The 18811-nt window shown below is 36.3% G+C and carries 22 protein-coding genes; 16 read left to right on the top strand and 6 right to left on the bottom strand.

What is annotated here, in order from left to right; all coding sequences use genetic code 11:
• Window positions 1–1321: 1321 nt before the first annotated feature.
• The 8 genes from R7P80_RS24770 to R7P80_RS24735 all read left to right on the top strand — a co-directional run bounded on the left by R7P80_RS24770 (window position 1322) and on the right by R7P80_RS24735 (window position 8009).
• Window positions 1322–3289: a replication initiator protein RctB domain-containing protein gene (locus R7P80_RS24770; RefSeq protein WP_045594220.1), complete on the top strand. Its 1968-nt coding sequence runs from the start codon at window positions 1322–1324 to the stop codon at window positions 3287–3289.
• Between the two features lie 162 nt (window positions 3290–3451).
• Complete coding sequence (locus R7P80_RS24765; protein WP_318096812.1) at window positions 3452–4189, top strand: sporulation protein; 738 nt, start codon at window positions 3452–3454, stop codon at window positions 4187–4189.
• 104 nt (window positions 4190–4293) lie between these two features.
• A complete protein-coding gene (locus R7P80_RS24760) occupies window positions 4294–5157 on the top strand; it encodes a hypothetical protein (RefSeq protein ID WP_229625119.1) in 864 nt (287 codons plus the stop codon).
• A gap of 114 nt (window positions 5158–5271) precedes the next feature.
• Window positions 5272–6243 carry a CNNM domain-containing protein gene (locus R7P80_RS24755; RefSeq protein ID WP_020332271.1) on the top strand — a complete coding sequence of 324 codons (972 nt, stop codon included), beginning with the start codon at window positions 5272–5274 and terminating at the stop codon, window positions 6241–6243.
• A 48-nt stretch (window positions 6244–6291) separates the two neighbouring features.
• The gene (locus R7P80_RS24750) at window positions 6292–6846 is read left to right on the top strand and encodes a hypothetical protein (RefSeq protein ID WP_020332272.1); all 555 of its coding nucleotides are present in this window, start codon (window positions 6292–6294) and stop codon (window positions 6844–6846) included.
• Window positions 6847–6855: 9 nt separating this feature from the next.
• Window positions 6856–7158 carry a hypothetical protein gene (locus R7P80_RS24745; protein ID WP_020332273.1) on the top strand — a complete coding sequence of 101 codons (303 nt, stop codon included), beginning with the start codon at window positions 6856–6858 and terminating at the stop codon, window positions 7156–7158.
• Between the two features lie 76 nt (window positions 7159–7234).
• Window positions 7235–7753, top strand: a complete 519-nt coding sequence (locus R7P80_RS24740; RefSeq protein ID WP_045594217.1) for a hypothetical protein — start codon at window positions 7235–7237, stop codon at window positions 7751–7753.
• Window positions 7754–7805: 52 nt separating this feature from the next.
• Window positions 7806–8009: a TA system antitoxin ParD family protein gene (locus tag R7P80_RS24735; protein ID WP_045594216.1), complete on the top strand. Its 204-nt coding sequence runs from the start codon at window positions 7806–7808 to the stop codon at window positions 8007–8009.
• A gap of 44 nt (window positions 8010–8053) precedes the next feature.
• Here the strand turns inward: R7P80_RS24735 and R7P80_RS24730 are convergent, their stop codons facing one another.
• Both R7P80_RS24730 and R7P80_RS24725 read right to left on the bottom strand, forming a co-directional pair.
• Window positions 8054–8947, bottom strand: a complete 894-nt coding sequence (locus R7P80_RS24730; RefSeq protein ID WP_318096811.1) for an ADP-ribosylglycohydrolase family protein — start codon at window positions 8945–8947, stop codon at window positions 8054–8056.
• 110 nt (window positions 8948–9057) lie between these two features.
• Window positions 9058–9567 (bottom strand): hypothetical protein, encoded by a 510-nt coding sequence (locus R7P80_RS24725; RefSeq protein WP_318096810.1) that lies wholly within the window; start codon window positions 9565–9567, stop codon window positions 9058–9060.
• A 151-nt stretch (window positions 9568–9718) separates the two neighbouring features.
• Between R7P80_RS24725 and R7P80_RS24720 the strand changes: the two genes are divergently transcribed.
• The 4 genes from R7P80_RS24720 to R7P80_RS24705 all read left to right on the top strand — a co-directional run bounded on the left by R7P80_RS24720 (window position 9719) and on the right by R7P80_RS24705 (window position 11618).
• Window positions 9719–10204 (top strand): hypothetical protein, encoded by a 486-nt coding sequence (locus R7P80_RS24720; RefSeq protein WP_318096809.1) that lies wholly within the window; start codon window positions 9719–9721, stop codon window positions 10202–10204.
• Between the two features lie 34 nt (window positions 10205–10238).
• On the top strand, window positions 10239–10487 hold the full coding sequence (locus R7P80_RS24715; protein WP_318096808.1) for a hypothetical protein: 249 nt from the start codon (window positions 10239–10241) through the stop codon (window positions 10485–10487).
• A gap of 95 nt (window positions 10488–10582) precedes the next feature.
• Window positions 10583–11059, top strand: a complete 477-nt coding sequence (locus tag R7P80_RS24710) for a hypothetical protein (protein ID WP_118894852.1) — start codon at window positions 10583–10585, stop codon at window positions 11057–11059.
• Between the two features lie 67 nt (window positions 11060–11126).
• The gene (locus R7P80_RS24705; RefSeq protein ID WP_318096807.1) at window positions 11127–11618 is read left to right on the top strand and encodes a hypothetical protein; all 492 of its coding nucleotides are present in this window, start codon (window positions 11127–11129) and stop codon (window positions 11616–11618) included.
• Between the two features lie 38 nt (window positions 11619–11656).
• Here the strand turns inward: R7P80_RS24705 and R7P80_RS24700 are convergent, their stop codons facing one another.
• Entirely contained in the window at window positions 11657–12112 is a 456-nt protein-coding gene (locus tag R7P80_RS24700) for a hypothetical protein (protein WP_118894850.1), read from the bottom strand.
• Between the two features lie 78 nt (window positions 12113–12190).
• Entirely contained in the window at window positions 12191–13225 is a 1035-nt protein-coding gene (locus tag R7P80_RS24695; protein ID WP_045594204.1) for a TerC/Alx family metal homeostasis membrane protein, read from the bottom strand.
• 182 nt (window positions 13226–13407) lie between these two features.
• Here R7P80_RS24695 and R7P80_RS24690 point away from each other — a divergent pair, with 182 nt between their 5' ends.
• From R7P80_RS24690 to R7P80_RS24675, 4 genes are all read left to right on the top strand, one after another.
• A complete protein-coding gene (locus R7P80_RS24690; RefSeq protein ID WP_318096806.1) occupies window positions 13408–13647 on the top strand; it encodes a hypothetical protein in 240 nt (79 codons plus the stop codon).
• 608 nt (window positions 13648–14255) lie between these two features.
• Entirely contained in the window at window positions 14256–14657 is a 402-nt protein-coding gene (locus tag R7P80_RS24685; protein WP_045594202.1) for a hypothetical protein, read from the top strand.
• 47 nt (window positions 14658–14704) lie between these two features.
• Window positions 14705–15040, top strand: coding sequence for a hypothetical protein (locus R7P80_RS24680; protein ID WP_318096805.1), 336 nt, complete (start codon window positions 14705–14707; stop codon window positions 15038–15040).
• Between the two features lie 374 nt (window positions 15041–15414).
• Complete coding sequence (locus R7P80_RS24675; RefSeq protein WP_318096804.1) at window positions 15415–16947, top strand: hypothetical protein; 1533 nt, start codon at window positions 15415–15417, stop codon at window positions 16945–16947.
• Between the two features lie 32 nt (window positions 16948–16979).
• Here R7P80_RS24675 and R7P80_RS24670 read toward each other — a convergent pair whose 3' ends face one another.
• Window positions 16980–17489, bottom strand: a complete 510-nt coding sequence (locus R7P80_RS24670) for a hypothetical protein (protein ID WP_085762526.1) — start codon at window positions 17487–17489, stop codon at window positions 16980–16982.
• A 57-nt stretch (window positions 17490–17546) separates the two neighbouring features.
• Entirely contained in the window at window positions 17547–18194 is a 648-nt protein-coding gene (locus R7P80_RS24665; protein ID WP_038129922.1) for an OmpA family protein, read from the bottom strand.
• Between the last annotated feature and the right edge of the window lie 617 nt (window positions 18195–18811).

Below are 18811 nucleotides of genomic sequence, written 5' to 3'. Positions count from 1 at the left end.
ACCGATCATAAACATCACCACCACCCTTTCAAAAACTAAGGTGAGTGTTCAAGCAAAACAACGATATAAGTCACACGGCATTTAACACTAAGACACTGAAATAAAAGGGATAGTGATTGAATTTATCCAAGATGCAACCTTGACCGATCATAAACATCGACACCAGCCTTTCAAAATTCGAGGTGACAGTTCAAGAAAAACAACGATATAGATTCATGGCATTCAACATTAAGCAACTGAAATTATTAGATAAAGGGTGAAAAATCCCAATATTCAGGCTTGACCGATCATAAACATCGACACCAGGCTTTCAAAAATCGAGATGATAGATCAAGCAAAACAACGATATGAAATGCGGGGTAATTAAATCTAAATCACTGAAATAAATAGATATTAATTGAAGCAGCCCAATGTTCAGGCTTGACCGATCATAAACATCGATACCAGGCTTTCAAAAATCGAGATGACAGATCAAGCAAAACAACGATATGAAATGCGAGGCATTTAAATCTAAATCACTGAAATAACAAGATATTAATTGAAGCAGCCCAATGTTCAGGCTTGACCGATCATAAACATCGACACCAGGCTTTCAAAAATCGAGATGACAGATCAAGAAATACAACGATGGAAGAAGTGACAAGAGAATCGATTTAAGAGTTCATAATAAAAAGTGAAAAACAAGATCAAGATCAAATTTCAGGGATTTTTCAAAAAAACAATGATGTAAAAATAATAGTTTCATTTATTCAGTAACTTATGTTCGCTTATCCAGTTTAGACCTTGACCGATCATAAAGAAGCAAGCTAATACAGCTTACATAGCTTGTGCATAACGCTTGAATATCTGTGCATAAGTCTTTAACAAGCTGTTATTAGAGTTTGACCGATCATAAAGATCCGCTTGACTGATCATAAAGATTTTATTGACCGATCATAAAGGATCCCTTGATTGATCATAAACGAGCTTTGACCGATCATAAACGCTATTCTCTGTTATCCACAACCATGAAAACAAGCATTTTTCTTGAGATTACATGTTGGTACAGATCTTTAAGTGTTTTTAAATCATTAGCTTAGCTGGATTTCTCAGATTCAATCTTAGTTCATAATCTAGTCAGTTTTTTCTGATTGATATCGCTGTATATCACTTATAGATCACTAACAAGAACATATAAAAAACAATAGAAAAAATCATTTTTGTTAATCCATGAAAAACAAAATGAATTTGAAGATCTGACTTCTGGTTCGATGAGTTGAAATGTCTGGATAACTCATTTATGATCCAGCAATCATGGAAAACAACGATAGAGCCACACCTAATGACATTCGAACTGAATGAACTTGGAGAAGAATTCACAAAAGACCTCAATAGAAGAGGTCGTTTTACGATTTTCGCCTTTTCTGGGAAAGAAGAGTCAATCTTGGATTTGGTTCTATCATTTGAAATCAATGACAAGCTGAAATCCATAGCAAACTTTTTGATACTAAAATCCCAGACTGTAAATGCAATAAGGGCTACTGAAGCTATTGAAGAGATTGTATCACAATACAAAATCCCTGAATCAACTACTCGACGCGCTTTCCAAGAGCTTGTCAAAGAGGGGATTTTGTTCAAGCCTGAGGTTTTGTTAAATGGGAATCCATGTGATAAAGCTTACTGCTATCAGTTTTATGGCAAAAAAGAAATCTTAAACTCATTGAGCAGAAATAAGATTGCTAAGTCCAACAACCATAATCGCAACACCATAGAAGATCAAGAAAGCATCAAGTCCTCTATCGAAAGTATGGGGCTGACACTTGCAGATATTGACGCTAAAAAGCACCTCAAAGATGGCTTGCTCTTTTACCCTAGCTTGATTCCTTTACAGTATTTATCATTAGCCCCTGAAAAGAGAAATGGTAAAAACTATGTAAAAGAGGAGTTTAGTCATGTGGTCGGCAATGAGACAACTGGACGTTATGCAATAGAAGCAGCCGCGCATGATCAAGTTGTTACCACCCCTGCAATTCTTACTCTAATGGCATTGATCAATCTTAGCATTGCTTATAATGCTAAAATGCTGCAATCAGGTCGATACCAAGAACCATTTGAGAACAAAGAGGTTCCAATTCATCTGCTAGATATAATTTATGTCAGGGGTATTAAAGATTCAGGTCAAGCAAGAATTAGGATCAGAAATCATATTCAAGAGCTACGAGAGACTATCTACAACTGGATTGATCTTACTGGCATCAAGGATGAGAATATGAAAGATATATTTGGATCCAAGGATTTCCAATATATCGTTGGCCTTAAAACCAATGCTGAAATATCTCCCGTTAAGCTAAGAAATGGGAGAATTAGAACTAATCCAATGCTTTTCTTCATCAAATTCAATGACATCCTGATAGACAAACTGAAAAGCAAGCGATTATTGTTTACTCTACCATATAAAATAGTAATGGACGATCCTCTTATTTTTACATTTTATCTTGTTCTAAGACAGATGAATAGGAGTCGGGAGTCTATTCTTTTACGCGACATTGCTGAAAAAATGTACTACATGAATAGTACAAACAAACTCTATTCTTTATTGAAAGATAGGCTAGAGGAAAACTACAAAGCTGAATCAAATCTATTTGAAGATAATGACTTTGTCTTTGACTACAACCTTTGTGGTTATTACTTAAGTTTTAATAAGAATCCTGATGGAGATCGTACCGTACATCTTTATTGTGATCATGAAGAAATGATTAAACATAGTGGTGCTGAATATAATCCTAAGCTTAGAGATTATAATGCTCCTACTCTACCCAACCCTGTTTACGCTTCGGCTGAAACTGTAGAAGAAATCCAAACTAGAGAAAAAGCTCAAAATATAGCTTCAACACTACTGCAATTGTATTTAGATGAATCTACTAGAAGAGCATTACAGTTCCGAAGACTACTCATTGGTAATAAATCATTAGATGTTTCTGCGTACACAACCAATGAAGAGTTATCCGTATACAGTATAATAATTAGTCAACAATTTGATATTGAAGAAGATGTTGTTGACATTGCTTTAAATTTAATTAAAGAGGGCGTTAAGCCTTTAGGGTATAGTGAATTCACTATTTCAATGAGTAAGTTCCATAATCTAAAAGCACATTTGGTAGATGTACATAATTTAGACTTAGATACAATTGAGCTAATCAATTTAACCAAGCATTTTAGGCTAAAGAACATGCAGCTTTGGTACAATGAAGATTATGAGTCTGTAGCCAAAGAAGTTCTTTCAAGAATTACAATAATGCAATACGTTTAACATCAGAATGTAGGGGTGATATCATTGTATATTGCCCCTTTTTCTTTATATGTGTCTCTTCAAATAAATTGACACCGCATTTCTTTATCGTATTGACTTTAGCCAATACAACTTATAACCTCTTGCAATCAAATAAATAAATGAACTAACAAGGGTTTAAGAATGATTAGCAAAGTATTTGCAAAAATGGGTTTTGGATCAGCAAAAGTTGATACTCAACTAGACAGCTCCTTTGTAGAGCAAGGCGGAACTGTTTCTGGTAATGTCGTGATCAAAGGTGGCAACGTAGATCAAGACATTTCAAAAGTGACCTTATCTGTTATGACTCGTGCTAAGCACGAGAATGACGAAGGGTACTATTACGCTGACCATTGTATCGGTGGCGTTGACATCCCATACGATTGCACAGTACAGGCTGGTCAACAAATTTCAATTCCATTCAGCTTTAATCTTCCTTCAGAAACTCCAATCACGACCATTAACCAAGGCTCTAATGAGTCTGCTGTCTGGATTGACACTAACCTGGATATCGATTTTGGTGTAGATAGTGAAGATCGTGATTTTCTTAATATTAAGCCTCATCACGCAGTCCAAAAAGTAATTGATGTAATCACTGAATCTGGTATGCGCGTTGTGAAAACCGATGTTGAATCAGGTTACTTAAACACTCATCAATTTAGTTCTACTAGCGGCATCTACCAAGAAATTGAGCTAAAACCTTCTGGAATGTTCAGTCGTTTTGAAGAGGTTGAACTTAGCTTTATTGTAGATCGAGACCAGATCCATCTATTAGTTGAACTTGACCGTCGATTCGGTGGTGATGGGTATAAGGGGTACACGTTCTCTGCTGACATCACTAAAGAGTATGCAAATTCTTTAGTCAGCGACATCTTTAGCTAAAATTGCAAATAGTAAAAAAGACAGTCTTATGGCTGTCTTTTTTATTTACATGAATCTTAATTGATGTATAATTAGAACAATTATTTATTTATTGGGATTCCTTAATGTTCAACATGAAAGATGGCAATGACGCTATTAAAAGCCTGAACAAGCATTTATCAGGTTTTCCCACTGTTGCTGGCTATATTGATAGTGGAAAGAACATTGGTCAGTGGGAAATCACCCGTTTTGATCTTGGTGCTGCAACAGGTTACTTTTCTCAGATGAGTGACTACGGTGATGGAATTGCGCTCTTAAAAGACGGAGTGGTTTGGATGTCTATCACCCCAATGGAGATTGAAAGCCACATTCTTCCGCAGCACAGCGCCAAAGGTAAGGTTGTAATTGCTGGTTTAGGTCTTGGCATGATCACTCTTAGCTTATTAAAGAAAAAGTCTGTTAAGAAGCTATACGTTCTAGAAATTGATGAGGATTTAATCCAAGAGTTTCACTCTATTCTAGATGAATCGCATCAAAATCTATGGCATGAAAATATCCAGAGTGGAAGACTAGAGGTCATCCAGGCAGACTGTCAAAAGCCTTTTGAGAACAGTGTTCTTCACAAGATTAAAGATGCCGATTATGCTTGGGTAGATATTTGGGAGAATCTTGGCTGTTATACATCACTCCCTAAAGCGGCATTCATCCAAAGTCAAATCAAAGCGAAGCGTATTGATTATTGGGGTCAAGAACTTGAGTTAATCGAGCGATTGTCCCGAGTAACATCAGGCTCTGATAAAGGTGAAAGAAAGAGAAGTCGATTCCTTGATATCATTAAGGACTTTGAGCTTCCCATCACTCCAAAGATCTTAAGCAAGAAGGGGCAGTCATTCTATTTCGAAGTATCTATGCTTGCAGCGATTAATACTGTAACTGGAATGAGAAAGCAAAAAGCAAAGAAAGAACCATTTGCTATTATCTCCCGCTAGTCGGGAGATTTTTATTTCAATAAATAATTGACTAGCCACCATCTGTTTCATACACTTAAGCCTCTAATTCCCCTCATTTAATTACAAAAATAAATAAATAAACAAAGGTTTTGTATGAATTTTACGATATTAGTTTTGTCGGCTTCACTTGTGGCTATAATATCAGCCTTTTGCTCATTGGCTGAAGCGTCTGTTGTTGGATTATCAGATTTAAGCATTAAGCAATTAAGGAAGAAAAATCAATCACAAGCTGATAAGCTATCAAAAGTATTAAAAAATAGATCTAAATTTTTATCCTCGATCATTTTGTTAAACACAATGACTAACATCACTGGTAGTATGTTGGTTGGTACGCTTGCAGCAACCGTTCTTAGTGATAGCCAAGAGTTTGAGTATGTAACTTACACTAGCTTTCTAACCACAATGACATTATGTATGTTATTGTTTTCTGAGATAAAGCCAAAGGTTTTTGCAGCTCAAAGATCGGTTCCTGTATGTATTGCTATTTACTACCCTCTTACCTTTATTACTTGGCTGCTGACTCCAGTTGTTCAGGCAATCAATGGATTCTTGAATAATAAAGAGTCTAACTCGGAAGATTCAATCAATCTTGTAGATATCGAACATCTAATATCCACTGCCTCTGAATCTGGATTGTTAAAGCCTGGTGAAACTAATTTGGTTATTAACGCCCTTAACTTGAGAACTAAAAAAGCAGTAGACATTCTTGATGATGACACGAATGTTATCTCTATCAATGTAAATGACAAAGTTTCTGATCATAAAGAAACGATTCTGTCATTAACTCATAAGAAGATTGTTTTACTAAACCACATGAAAATGCCTGTTGGCGTTGCATTGAGAGAGGATGCTTTGAGTGCTTTAGTTCGCAGCGAAGACATTCTATTTAGCAATATTATGCATAGACTTCCTGTTGTTCCAGATGATTACAATCTATCTTGCATTGCTCAAGAAGTAAAAGAAGCGCCTGCAAAACTTATTGCGGTTACAAATAGCTCTGGATTCGTTATTGGAGTTATCGGATTAAGCGATATCAAAGAAATTCTGTTTGATGTACAGTATTGACCTTGTAAGTTTTTAATGTATAATTGAAAAAAATACAGGGGTTTTAGAATGAATAATCAAATTGAAAAAATCATTAAGTCTAGCATTGGAATCAATGAAGCGTACTTTGCTCTAACTGGAACATTAGATGGTTTCGGTTCAGGCATTCTTGCATACTTTAAAACGTTTGAAGAAGTTGAGATGGCAAAGAACACGATCAACGATTTGATTGGTTCAAATAACCCTCCTGTTAATATTGAAAGCATTGAGACAGCACTTGGCACGATTACAACCATCAATGATAAAGTAAATCACTATGATTGGTTAGATAAGAACTTTGAGTCATTTGCAGCGGTTTTAACTGATAAGTCAACGATGTTGAATGGCTTCATCACTGCTCATGGTGATAAGTGTTATTGTTACAAGCGAAAATGGCTAAAAGCAGGTATCCCCTTTCCGATTGGCGTAGCTATGTATCTTATGAGCTATACGGAAATTGGACCTGATGAGCGTTCTAATCGGGAATACCATGTTTCGGATTGGGTTATCGACATGGTTAACAAACACCGTCATAACTTACCATCTGTTGATTTGACTGATTCTGATATTTTGAGAAAATTTTAAGGCTCTAAGATGAATAAAAATAAATATCTTGTTAAAAAGCTAAATGCACTAGGCTTAAATGAAACTGAAGAAGGTGTATTTGTTACAAGCAATGAAATGCGTACAATCACCTTTTCTCTTAATTCAGAGAATCCTCTGAAATCTTCTCTGAGCGTTAGCAAGAGCTTAGATAGCAAACAAGCTACCTTTGACCTTAAAGACATCCCAAAAGCTCACACGTTGATGCACATGAAGCCTGATGATATGACTAGCGATGATTTCTTTGATGCGATCAAAGAACTTGGCAATATTTATGAATCCGTTCGAACTTGAGGCTACTATGAATAAACAGGATCTTATTTTAAGATACGAAATAGATTCAAGGTGGAGAGACGCTTGGAATTCATTAATGAACAATTCTGAGCTTATGAGAAAGAAATACCCTTTGCAGACTCAGCTCGAAAAGATTGAACGCCGCGCAGAAATCGCAAACCAAAGAATTGGTAAGTTAATTCCTATTTTCCTTGCATACAAGAATGACGAAATTAAAAATGATCAAATTGATTATTTTAGCGAACAAGTTCCTTTTGATAGTATTGCTTTAAATGGCAAACCGATATTTGAAGCTGAACTTGCATATTCTTGTTATTCAGAAGTATATCGGATGTATGTATCTAAAGATGAAAATGGAGGATTTATGGCAGTTGGTCTTTACAATCCATTTTCTGATAACACACCTGATTGCTGGACTTCAAATCTGGGTGCGTCATTCAAAGTAGAAGTGTTATTTATTGCTTATGCTTGTTTTGATGGTGTTAGAAGTTTGAATTTTAATCCGTCTATCTCTCACCCATCATTGGAGCGATTGACACAGATGTTAACCAAACTACGCATGATTGAGATTGAGAATTGTACTGATGCAGACTAACCTATTCCAAACACTGTTAATCACTAGCGCTTAATGACATTGGGGAAATTAAATGGATAAAGTATTAGTGTTAGAAGCGGAAGAGAAAGGTAAGTCCAACAACTTAACCGCATCACAACAAATTGAGCACTGGGCGAAAATTGGTAAAGTAATGGAAGAGAATCCTGATCTAACATACAATTTTGTTAAAGAAAGTTTACTTTCAAAGTCTGAGTTTGACTCTGGTGATTTCAAGCATTACAAACGCAGAACTTAAATGATTAAAAGGAGGTATCTTAAAAATACCTCCTTTTCTTATCACTAAATCAATCCTTCAGCATAGTCTTTTATCCCTTCGATATATTCAACTTGGTTTGCCACGTCAGGTTCAATTTTTTCGTATCCATTAAAAGCACCCCAAATAGAACCAGCCATCGATCCTATTGTGTCAGTATCACCACCCAACATATAGATAGCATCTAGCATATCCATTAAAGGAAGCTCTCTAAATCTTAAGGCGTAGTAAATGGCAGTAACAACAGATTCTTGAGCGATAATTCCATTACCTAAAGAAGCTACCACAGTGTCCTTATCCACTTCCTGGTTGTTCTCAATATACGTTTTCGCAATGGTTAGCTTATCTTTGTATAGATTTGATTCTGACTCATTTAAAAGCGCTTCTAAGATTTTTTCATTACTGTCATTGTTCAACGCAAATCTCACACAAAATCCGATTAATCTAGCGCCCTCAAGGGCAAAATGATGGGTATGAGTTATTGAACTGCATGAATCAACAATTTCACGAAATTTTTCATCAGAAACTTTATTAAAATGCACGGCTAGTAGTGGAGTTCGCATAGCGGAACCGTTCCCGTATGAGCCGCTAGGATAAATTGATGTTGACGCTGCTTTCCAATCGACACCTTTACGTATTTTCTTCAATACTTTTCTAGCGCCTTGACCATATCCACGATGAGAAGTAACACCATTTGCAAATTCAAGAGCGAGATTATTTAGGTTCAACCCACCCTCTTTGATTAATGATCTTGCCAGAGCAATAGACATTTCTGTATCGTCGGTATATCGAATTTTTCCATCTGATGTTTTAGATACAAATTTCCAATATAACCTTTCCAATACACCACCTTCGTGTTTTGCCCCGTAAGCATCACCAATAGCTAATCCTACGAACACACCTAAAGCTTTATTTTTCATGTTTACACCAATTATTATTTTTATTATTAGAATGACAATATAACACCAAAATATTTTTTAATAAATAAAAAAGCCACCCTTGTCGGAATGGCTTGAATAATACACTTTTTTCATTCACCAATGAGCGAAAAAGCATCTTCAAAGGCGTTAACTACGAATTCTTTACCAAAGTAGTGCAGAGAAAACCAAAGCGCGATCTCGATAAATCGGTCAGCATTTTCCTTTCCGTTGGTCACTGATGTGCTACCATGATTTAAGGATGTGTAAGAGAATTTCCCCCTTCCTTTAAAGATAATCTTTCCATCAATACCATAATCTTTTGAAAATTGACTAAGTTTTAAGGTTGGTTTTTGATATGAGCGATTATCAAGACCTTCTTCATTTTGCTTAATTGATTCTAAACTATCAATCTTTTGTAATACCGATTGTTTGGAAAATTCAGAAGCAGCTATAAGCAGGGCAAGATACAATGATTTTTCAGGACTTTGCTTCTTCAGCCTCATAAATCGACGTTTTCCATTACTCATTTCTATGCTGGCTGTGGTTAATTGCGAAAGCATTACATCACTTCCAATCTTAGTAAGCAGACCAGTCTGCTCAGGCATTACTTTTATATTCATTTGATTTTCCATGTTTATTGATTTTACTTTATCATCATTATACGTATCAATTACCAGTAATTAAAGACAAAAGTAAAACTCAGGAAAGTCATGCTAATTGGCATTTACTGAATGCCGTAATTATGTATAATTAGTGAAAAGGAGATTCTAAATGAAAGTGAATACACAAGTTTATAAGCTGAATACAGCTACTGGCGAACTATCAGAACCTTTATTGATTGAACATATTGAAGAAGGTTTTCTTGGTTTTAAAGTAACGGTAGATGGTGAAACTCACACAGTTACAAAACCATGTTATCAAAAAAAAGATGAGTTACCTCCCTATCTAATCCTTACTGAGTCTGCCGTTAGAAAGTATGAACAAAGCGTTTGTGGGGCAACTTCAACACTGTGTGAAACTATGGTTAAATTTCTAATTCGTCACATGGAAGACAAAGACCGAGAGAAATTACAGGAGCATTTGAACAATCTAAATGATTTTCTTTCTGGATGCATCGATAAGTTTGAGGAAAAGGATCGCTTCCCAAGCTATGCCCGCATGTGGACAGTAAAAGGACTAAATGAAACTGAGATTAGAAAGAAGCTTATTGATAATGATTTGTGCCAAATTAGCTATAAAGGACTTGAGCAAGAGTGATATCATTGAAAATTTTTAGCTCTTGGAATCTATCATGCAGAAACTTACACCACTTGAATTAGCAAGTATCGCAAGGGCTAAGGCTATATTGCGTAATCTAATTGATAAAAGCGATTCTGAACTCAGATCTTTGGTTATTGAAAGTAAGCTTTTTGATGGCTCTCTATCACATTTGGAAGAAGCAATAATTCTTGTGGAGTTCTTTGACGCTCTTGCGGATATGGCATATTTCTCAGAAGAACTCTACCAGGTCAAAGATCAGCTTGAAGACATATTATCATAGATAGTGAATAAGCAGCATAAATCTGCAAACACCAATGTCTCTTTTTCTTTTCCATGTTTTAGTCTAGAATTCAGCTCGACTAATTGGAGATCACTATGGAAAAATCACACACATTAATTCGGTTTGGTAAGCACGTCTTATGCGTATCAATCAATCCAGAAATTGAGTCAGATCGAGGTTTTATTCGCTTCTACTCCGCAGATCATGAGTTGCTTGATGTTAAGGAAGAGACACTTGAATCTGTGGTTCTTAATCACACTAACTTATATGGAAATGGCTTACCATTAGAGTTAGCAAAGTCACTTATAGATGCTAATAATTCAGAACCCTTTTCGGTGATCAAGGACAAGTCAGTAATCATCAAGCCTGAAGGAAGCTCTTGGTTCAATGACATCAAAGACAGTTCAGCTTGCTTCTTTTCATACATTGACAAAAATACATCTGAAGAGTGTTTAGCTGCTGTGAACATGAAGGGTATGAGTGTAGACGTTACAAATGTGGATCAAAAGCTTCTTCAATCAATAGAAAATGAGGTTGTCTTAAGCATCCCGAAAGGAATTTTTAATTCTTAGTATTTTCCAGTATTTACTCTGCTTGCATATTGTGTATACTAACAAAAAAGCAAGCAGAGTGAACGATATGTCATCTGAAAAAGAACAACTTAAAGGCTTTGAGTCTTTAGTGATCAAACTAAAGAATGAATACGCAGAAAAAAATGGCGCAGTAACATGTGAATTTTCTACTAGCGAAGAAATGCTCGTTGAAAAGTTGGGGATTCTAAACAAGCATTCCATCCACAGTAATGAACTTAGTGCATTTTGGATTATGTTTCCATGTAACACATGCAAAGGCTATCATGAAGATCGACCGATCCATGTACTGCTTCAAGATGGCATTTCGTTTCAAAATCAAGCCGATTTATCTAACATCAAAGTTTTGCATAGCAAGATTGAGCAACAAAATCATGAGTTAGAAGTTATTAAGACTCACTGTGAAAAACATATTTCCATGACTCCAGAATCGGTTGCTGAGCTTGTCGATCTTGCTCTCAAAGGTCACTATTCATCACCTCACTGTGGAAAAGTCCCAGATTCAATTATCGAAGCATCATATTTATCAGATACCAAATAATACATAAAGGGCAAGACGATTATTCGACTTGCCCTTTTCTATTTAATAATGAGTTCGTATGGGGAAATGTAGAACATACCTGGTTGGTAGTCAGCGTAGCTTACCCCATGCTGCTGAAAGTAAATCTTGATATCTGAATCATCCTTAGCCGTATACCAGTAGTATTTAACACTATCCTTGTACTTTGGATCTTTAAATCTGTACTGTTCTCCATCCTTACAGCAAAGGCTTTCTCTAATCATGTCATGCTTACTAATCTCTAGGAAGCTCCCATAATCGCCAATAACAGTCCGAGAATAGCCTGTAGCGACTTTTGTTCCACTTTTGGTATATAGCCCTACCCTATCACCTTCCATCTTTACCTCTTGAGGTAGAGACTCTAAATAAAGCATTCTTGATGACAAAGATAGGTCTTTAGGAAGTTTTGAATACTTTCTTTTTTTGGCTAACTCTTCCGCATAAGCAACGGGATCGATTTTTTCATCTAAAAACATACGCCCTCCGTCTCTTAATAGTAATGCAAATAAAAAACCCTTCAACATCGTTGAAGGGTTTTATTGATCTGAATCTAATTAAGCTTCAGCGCTTTCTTCTTTCTTTTGTAGCTTGTCTGCAATTAGTGAGTGGACGATACCACAAACAATACAACCAATGACTACGTATAAGCTTAAGCTATGGTCGATTTTCGGAATTTCAAGACCGAAGGTTTTGTTCAATCCACTAATGATAAGTTTTGCTGCGATGAACAGAAGAATCAGACCAACCCAAGCTTCTAGTTTACTTAGCTTATCTACTGCTGCTTGAAGCAGGAAGAACAAGTTACGAAGACCTAGAATTGCAAAGATTACAGCAGAGTAAACCAGGATAGGCTCTTCTGTGATTGCAATGATTGCTGGTACGCTATCAAAGCTAAACGCAACGTCTGTAAGTTCGATTACAGTAAGACATAGGAACGCTGGTGTTGCGTAGTATGCTGCCTTTTTAATGCCGCTTAGTGACGGATTCGTTTCTTTTAGCTTTTCAAATGTTTCATGGTTTACAAAAAGTGATTTACCATGAAGCATTGGAATTACAGGGAAGAACTTCTTAACTAAACGTACAGCTTTGTGTTGCTCGTAATCAATATCTTCATCATCCTCATCACGGAATACCATCACGTATGCTGCGTAAAGAATGAATGCCGCAAATACAAGTTCAACCCAGTTACCCATTGAATAAAGCATTGAGCCTGCCGCGATAAAGATCGCACGGAAAACAAGAGCACCAATAATACCCCAGTATAAGATTCGGTGTTTGAGAACACTATCTTTAATACCAAATGCACTAAATACTGCGACAAATACCATCAGGTTATCAACGGAAAGGGTTTTCTCAAGAGCATAACCCGACAAGAATAAGCTTGCGTAATCCTTACCATATTCTACGTAAAGGAATCCGTAGAACGCTAAAGCCAAACCGACCCAGAACACAGACCAGATACCTGCATCTTTTACTGAAATTTCTGTTGAGTTTCTGTGACCCCAAAGGTCAAGTGCTACCGAAGCTATTACTGCTATACCAAGTACAGTTATAAGCTCCAATGGAAAGCCAAGTGGCGCTAATTCCATCTATATCTCCTAATTTTTTTATTAATAATTAAAAATTTATTTGTTAATGTGTCTGTGATTGGACTCGGTGATTATGCGTCAATTATTATCATAAGTAAATAATATTTTTAATCTTAATTGTTAATAATTGTTTTGAACACAATTTGAACTACTGATACTATCCCTCTAAAAAGGAGAGCCAAATGAAGAATAAATTACAAATATTTTCCATATCTTTTAGTACATACCTAATTGGCGTGATGATTGCTTGTATTGCAAATTGGTATGTTGGCATTGAGTTTAGTTCAAGCTCACTGTTCTATATGATTGGAAGCGGATCCTTACTACAAATCACCTCTTTTATTATCTATTTAATATTCGATATAAAAACATCTAGCAAAGCAAAATCCCTCGATACCCTCAAGTACCCACAAAAACTTTGAACAACATGTGGCTTTCTTAAGTGAAGGAAAGCCATCTTCCTTATAAAATATTCTGAACATTAATGAATGCTAATTTAGTGATTCTATTATTTTACACAACACAACCCAACAAATCATCAAAGTACGCTGTACTGTAAGCTTGCCGATAAGCTATTGAAATATCATCGCTTTACACCAGTTTTGCTAATAATAGAGTTGTCATTAAGATTCATAATTGGTCTTTTTTTATACTGGAATCATAATCTGTATGGCAAAAAAGAAAAAAAGTATTTTCTCCTGAAACTGGTTTCAAAACCAGTATTAAAATCTGGTGTAGCGTCATTTTGTACTCGAATTCATCAAGAGAATGCGAGTACATAGCCTCTTTTAAGGTGAAATCACTGATAAAAAACACCTTTTTGTTTGATTTTTAGATATGGATATTTGACTAAAAATACTCATTGATCTAAATTTACCTACATCGATGCACAACAAACTATGTGCATAACAAAAGAGATTACTGATTAAGATATAAACATTTTGGAAATCATTTACTAATGTGCAAAAAGGCACTGTTTAAGAACCAATAAAGTTTACGATATCAAACTAGATTAATAAGGATTATGAATATGAATGCTCAAACAGTTACAGTTTTTCAAAAAGGTAAAGGTCGTCTAGGCGCACAAACTCTTTCACTAAATTCTGGTAATCGCCGTGAAGAGAAACCTAATCGCCCACAGTTGAAAGTTGTACGTCAATCTATTTCAGATGATGAAGCAATTAAACGTGCTAACATGCTCGCGCCAGAAGATCAAAACATGCATACAGCAAATACGCGCAGAAAAATGCGTGTTGTACACAACAATATGCAAGACGATCAGAATGCTTATGAACCACGTCAGTCTTTCTACGGTAAGCCTGCTGCCAAAGAAAAAGAGCACCGTGTTCCTGGACTTTACGGCTGCAATCGTTGGAAATCAAACCAACAAAAGCAAGGCTTTGATTCTCAAGAGTCATTCTCATTTTTCTGATTCGCGTTGTATGGCAAAAAAAACAAAAACATTTTTTTGGTGAGACTATGAATACTAATCCTGTAGCAGATTTTTTAAATAACAGCATTCTTTCCATAACTGGTAACAAAAGCTCGTTTCTTTCTAAGGCGCTTCATAAACTTCACTCAGCGAGTGAAAGCAACGCTTCTGAATCTAGTGATTCTGAGTTAATGGTGAAACATGTAAGCGAAAAACCTCAATCTATGCTCCGAGTCGTAAGAAATGTTGAACAGCCTAATTTTGCGTTTTGTGAAAATCCACTAGTTCAGAAGAAACTTAGTCGTGTGCCTGGTCTTTATGGATGTAACCGATGGAAATCAAATCGCAACAAAGTAGAGCAAGAAGCGATTCAAATTTTCTAGATGCCAAGAATCTTAGTGTTTTGGAAATCAACCTCTTTATATGACAGTTACTGTCTTTTTTTTGAAATCGCTTGTATGGCGAAAAAAACAAAAAGTTTTTCTTTTGGAGTTAAGGTTATGCAATCTACAAGAATTTCTAATTCATCCTCAATAACTAACAGAGGGTTAAGAGTTGTAACCCAAAAGATTGGAAAAGTAAGCGAAGATGAAAGACGAGTGGCTAGATTTTTTCGCAAAAGACTAAGAGTAGTTTCGTCTACTTGCTAAAGCTCAACCATTGGAAAACTCTTATTAATTGAAACTATGATTTGCGATCAAAATGTCGTATTATCATTCCAAATAAATAATTAATAAACTTAATCAATAAGAGTTTTATGAATAACTACACTACCATAATGTCTAAATGCTTAGACTCGATAAGTAGAAATCTGGAAGATGAAAAGAGTCATCTAGATGATTTACTGATTAAAAGAACGAGGATTACAAAAAATCTTCAGCAAGCCATATCCACTGCCCTATCGAAATCATTTTCTGAATCAACTGCTGTTGAGGAAATGGTTTCGATTATAAAAGCTGCCTTAAACCTAGATCTTACTCCGTTCCTTAACAAGATTCAGTCTGAGAATGAAGAGGAAGAAGCTAAAGCATTTGCCAGAATAAATCAGTATCAAATCACATACTTGGACTTCAATCCTGGAGATGTAGAGGATGTTATTGATGCCTTGCAAGACCAAAAGCAAACAGCACTTAAGCGATTAGCTACACTTCTAAATCAAGACCCAATATTAGCACCATACTTGGAAGGAAGAGAGATTAAGCACCTTTCAGTTTCTAAAACTCAATATCGCGATGTATTTCATATTGCAGCCACATACTCAGACCAGTTTTTCGGAAAATGTATAGGTAAGTTTGGCGCTATCACTAGATTCATGAACAGCATTAGCTCCGAGACATATTATCGAATGATGAATGCGAACATCATGCTTAACGAAATGGATCCTGATGCTAAAGAGTATGTACTAAAGAATAAGGGTAAGTTAACGCCTTCCTCCTTTACTGAAACGGTTGATGATCTTAGAAAAGAGATTTTTCAATGTGAGCTAACTGAATCTGTTCAAAAGACTAAACTTAGCAAGTATAAATATGAGCATCGCATGTATGAGGTAGCTAAGAGCCATAAACCTATAAGTGTAGAAGAGGTTAAAAGTAGCATCCTAATGAACTTAGAGAGAGAGTCATTAAAGGGTGATATTAGAAAGCTACTGCTCTATTTAGAAGATGTATCGAAAACAAATGAATCAGTAAAATACATTGCTCGCGACATTTGTGAGCTTTACGCATCTAGATGCCTGTTGATGAACTTAATTGCTTACTATAGTCGTTCGACCAGTCTTTTGGATGAGGTGTTTGAGAAGAAGCGCTTACTACTTAACAAAGCATCTAAAATAGTAACAGAAAAAGACTTTAAAACTTATGGCTCTACTATGTTTAACCCTGAACAGTTCAACGCTATCTACCATGCCAATGCAGAGATGAGGGGTAAATCTGAATTGATAAGCTATGATTTCTCAAAATACAGCATTGAGAGTCCTTTCGACATCGAAGAGCATTTAAATAAATTAAATGCAGAGCCAAGTGTTCTGCAACTCTTCCCTGTACGATTTGGGTTTTCAGTTGAGAAGTCACCTGACAGAAACTTTGAGAGCAGTGGTCTGTTTAATGAGTTTTTCAAAACTCATTACGAACTGATCTATGAGATAGAGAAAGAAAACTCTCTAATCAATAAGATGGTTTCCAACTTAGAGAACTTCAACAAACTTCAACTAGAGACCGAATCTGATAGCGGGTTGAATTTAGATGAGGGTATCTCAGTTGGATTTGATGCAAGTGGATTTAAACACAATTAATAAAAAGGCTCCGAGTTGGAGCCTTTAATATTTTATAGAGAAGGGTTTTCTTTCAAGTATTTAATAACGAAATCACGCTTCATATTCTCAATCACATCTTGTGGATAATCCAAGCCATTCAAAAGATCATCAATCGTCAGAAAACTGTTCTTTTTCTTTAATTCAGGATCATCAGACTCATGGTATTCTTTATTGAAGATATAACAGTTAATCCGATGTGTTGTGACATTTAGTGCTTTTGCTTGTTCACGGTATTTTTCAAGAACTTTCTCGTACCACTCGCTCGCTCTGAAGTACCCTTCTAAGTCGTCTTTGTCTTGAGAGTTATCATTACTCAACTCTGTGTAATCGTCTCTATGCTTTTCAATTGCTCTATATTCCTCAGCAAATTGATTAAGTGAGATATCCCAGTTTTTTTTGTCATGCCACACCTCTACAAGGCTATCAATGCTCTTTTGGCTGTCAAAAAATTTTAATGCAGTACGGAATCCATCAATCAACACGCCGCTTGAAAAACAAATTTCTGTATAGATAGGTTTCATTTTACTACCCTCTCAAATTGAACATCCCTAGTTACCGAGATAACTAGGGATCTATAATTAGCCGTTTGGTAAGATTCGCAGTTCTACACGGCGATTACATTGGCGACCTTGCTCAGTTTTATTTGAACAAATAGGCATTGATTCGCCATATCCAGTGATGTCAGTACGAGAGCTAGATAGACCCATTGTATTCAATGCAGTTTTAACAGACTGAGCACGATAGAACGAAAGCTCTTTGTTCCGTGCAGATGAGCCTACGCTATCAGTATGCCCTTCAACCAATAAGACTGTATCTGGATAGCGATTCATTACAGTAACGATGCTACGAAGCTTAGGATATACTGCTTGTTTGAGGCTAGATTTGCCAGTATTAAATGTAATAGCCCCATTCATGATTAGGCGGATTTCGTTTCCTTGACGCTTAACCTGAACACCTGAATTTAGTAGTTGCTTTCGTAATTCTGCTTCTTGCTTGTCAAAATTATTACCAACAAACAACCCAGCTCCACCCCCAGCTCCACAGCCAATCGCTGCGCCTTTTCCACCATTTAATGCACCACCGACGACAGCTCCAGCAACGCACCCTAATAAACCACCCTTCACGGTAGAGTTTGTTTCATACTCACCTGTCATTGCATTTTGACGTGTAACCTGACAACCTACCAGCGACATGCAAATAAGTGATAGCGCGATAATTTTTTTCATAATTTTAACCATTTCTTTATTTAGTTGATGGTTTTTATTATACACAAAAAAGCTTTAAAGTCAATAATTCAAGGCGCATTCATTTCTATGCAAATTTCACTTATCGCGCAAAACCAGCCTTCTAGTTAGGATGCTGACCAAGAACAACTCATATATTCACTAGCAAGCGCCCTAACCTATCAGTGAACATAGACATGATTATCCAATTTATTCCTAGTTAGGAACCTAACCGAGAAATTGGAGCTTTATCTGGTAGACGCTGCGGCAACCCCTTCGACAGCATAGTATCCATATTCATCTTGGAAAAATTCCGAGTTAGGAACCTAACCGAGAAATGAAATCGTGCTTGTCAGATTCCAAGGCAAACCCTTCGACTGCATAGTACCCGTATTCGTCTTGGGAAATTCCAAGTTAGGAACCTAACCGAGAAATTGGAGCTTTATCTGGTAGACGCTGCGTCAACCCCTTCGACAGCATAGTATCCATATTCATCTTGGAAAAATTCCGAGTTAGGAACCTAACCGAGAAATGAAATCGTGCTTGTCAGATTCCAAGGCAAACCCTTCGACTGCATAGTACCCGTATTCGTCTTGGGAAATTCCAAGTTAGGAACCTAA

The organism is Vibrio sp. 2092 (assembly GCF_033339635.1).
GTDB classification, from domain to species: Bacteria; Pseudomonadota; Gammaproteobacteria; order Enterobacterales; family Vibrionaceae; genus Vibrio; species Vibrio alginolyticus.
The sequence above is the reverse complement of the archived record's forward strand: the minus strand, read 5'-3'. Positions and strand labels throughout refer to the sequence as shown.

Excerpts from the sequence above, each read along its gene's own strand:
- R7P80_RS24725 (WP_318096810.1), bottom strand. The coding sequence starts at position 9,567 with ATGAATATAAAAGTAATGCCTGAGCAGACTGGTCTGCTTACTAAGATT.
- R7P80_RS24670 (WP_085762526.1), bottom strand. The coding sequence starts at position 17,489 with ATGAAACCTATCTATACAGAAATTTGTTTTTCAAGCGGCGTGTTGATT.
- R7P80_RS24680 (WP_318096805.1), top strand. The coding sequence starts at position 14,705 with ATGAATACTAATCCTGTAGCAGATTTTTTAAATAACAGCATTCTTTCC.
- R7P80_RS24755 (WP_020332271.1), top strand. The coding sequence starts at position 5,272 with ATGAATTTTACGATATTAGTTTTGTCGGCTTCACTTGTGGCTATAATA.
- R7P80_RS24715 (WP_318096808.1), top strand. The coding sequence starts at position 10,239 with ATGCAGAAACTTACACCACTTGAATTAGCAAGTATCGCAAGGGCTAAG.
- R7P80_RS24730 (WP_318096811.1), bottom strand. The coding sequence starts at position 8,947 with ATGAAAAATAAAGCTTTAGGTGTGTTCGTAGGATTAGCTATTGGTGAT.
- R7P80_RS24710 (WP_118894852.1), top strand. The coding sequence starts at position 10,583 with ATGGAAAAATCACACACATTAATTCGGTTTGGTAAGCACGTCTTATGC.
- R7P80_RS24750 (WP_020332272.1), top strand. The coding sequence starts at position 6,292 with ATGAATAATCAAATTGAAAAAATCATTAAGTCTAGCATTGGAATCAAT.
- R7P80_RS24740 (WP_045594217.1), top strand. The coding sequence starts at position 7,235 with ATGAACAATTCTGAGCTTATGAGAAAGAAATACCCTTTGCAGACTCAG.
- R7P80_RS24690 (WP_318096806.1), top strand. The coding sequence starts at position 13,408 with ATGAAGAATAAATTACAAATATTTTCCATATCTTTTAGTACATACCTA.
- R7P80_RS24765 (WP_318096812.1), top strand. The coding sequence starts at position 3,452 with ATGATTAGCAAAGTATTTGCAAAAATGGGTTTTGGATCAGCAAAAGTT.
- R7P80_RS24665 (WP_038129922.1), bottom strand. The coding sequence starts at position 18,194 with ATGAAAAAAATTATCGCGCTATCACTTATTTGCATGTCGCTGGTAGGT.
- R7P80_RS24705 (WP_318096807.1), top strand. The coding sequence starts at position 11,127 with ATGTCATCTGAAAAAGAACAACTTAAAGGCTTTGAGTCTTTAGTGATC.
- R7P80_RS24675 (WP_318096804.1), top strand. The coding sequence starts at position 15,415 with ATGAATAACTACACTACCATAATGTCTAAATGCTTAGACTCGATAAGT.
- R7P80_RS24770 (WP_045594220.1), top strand. The coding sequence starts at position 1,322 with ATGACATTCGAACTGAATGAACTTGGAGAAGAATTCACAAAAGACCTC.
- R7P80_RS24700 (WP_118894850.1), bottom strand. The coding sequence starts at position 12,112 with ATGTTTTTAGATGAAAAAATCGATCCCGTTGCTTATGCGGAAGAGTTA.
- R7P80_RS24745 (WP_020332273.1), top strand. The coding sequence starts at position 6,856 with ATGAATAAAAATAAATATCTTGTTAAAAAGCTAAATGCACTAGGCTTA.
- R7P80_RS24695 (WP_045594204.1), bottom strand. The coding sequence starts at position 13,225 with ATGGAATTAGCGCCACTTGGCTTTCCATTGGAGCTTATAACTGTACTT.
- R7P80_RS24720 (WP_318096809.1), top strand. The coding sequence starts at position 9,719 with ATGAAAGTGAATACACAAGTTTATAAGCTGAATACAGCTACTGGCGAA.
- R7P80_RS24685 (WP_045594202.1), top strand. The coding sequence starts at position 14,256 with ATGAATGCTCAAACAGTTACAGTTTTTCAAAAAGGTAAAGGTCGTCTA.
- R7P80_RS24760 (WP_229625119.1), top strand. The coding sequence starts at position 4,294 with ATGTTCAACATGAAAGATGGCAATGACGCTATTAAAAGCCTGAACAAG.
- R7P80_RS24735 (WP_045594216.1), top strand. The coding sequence starts at position 7,806 with ATGGATAAAGTATTAGTGTTAGAAGCGGAAGAGAAAGGTAAGTCCAAC.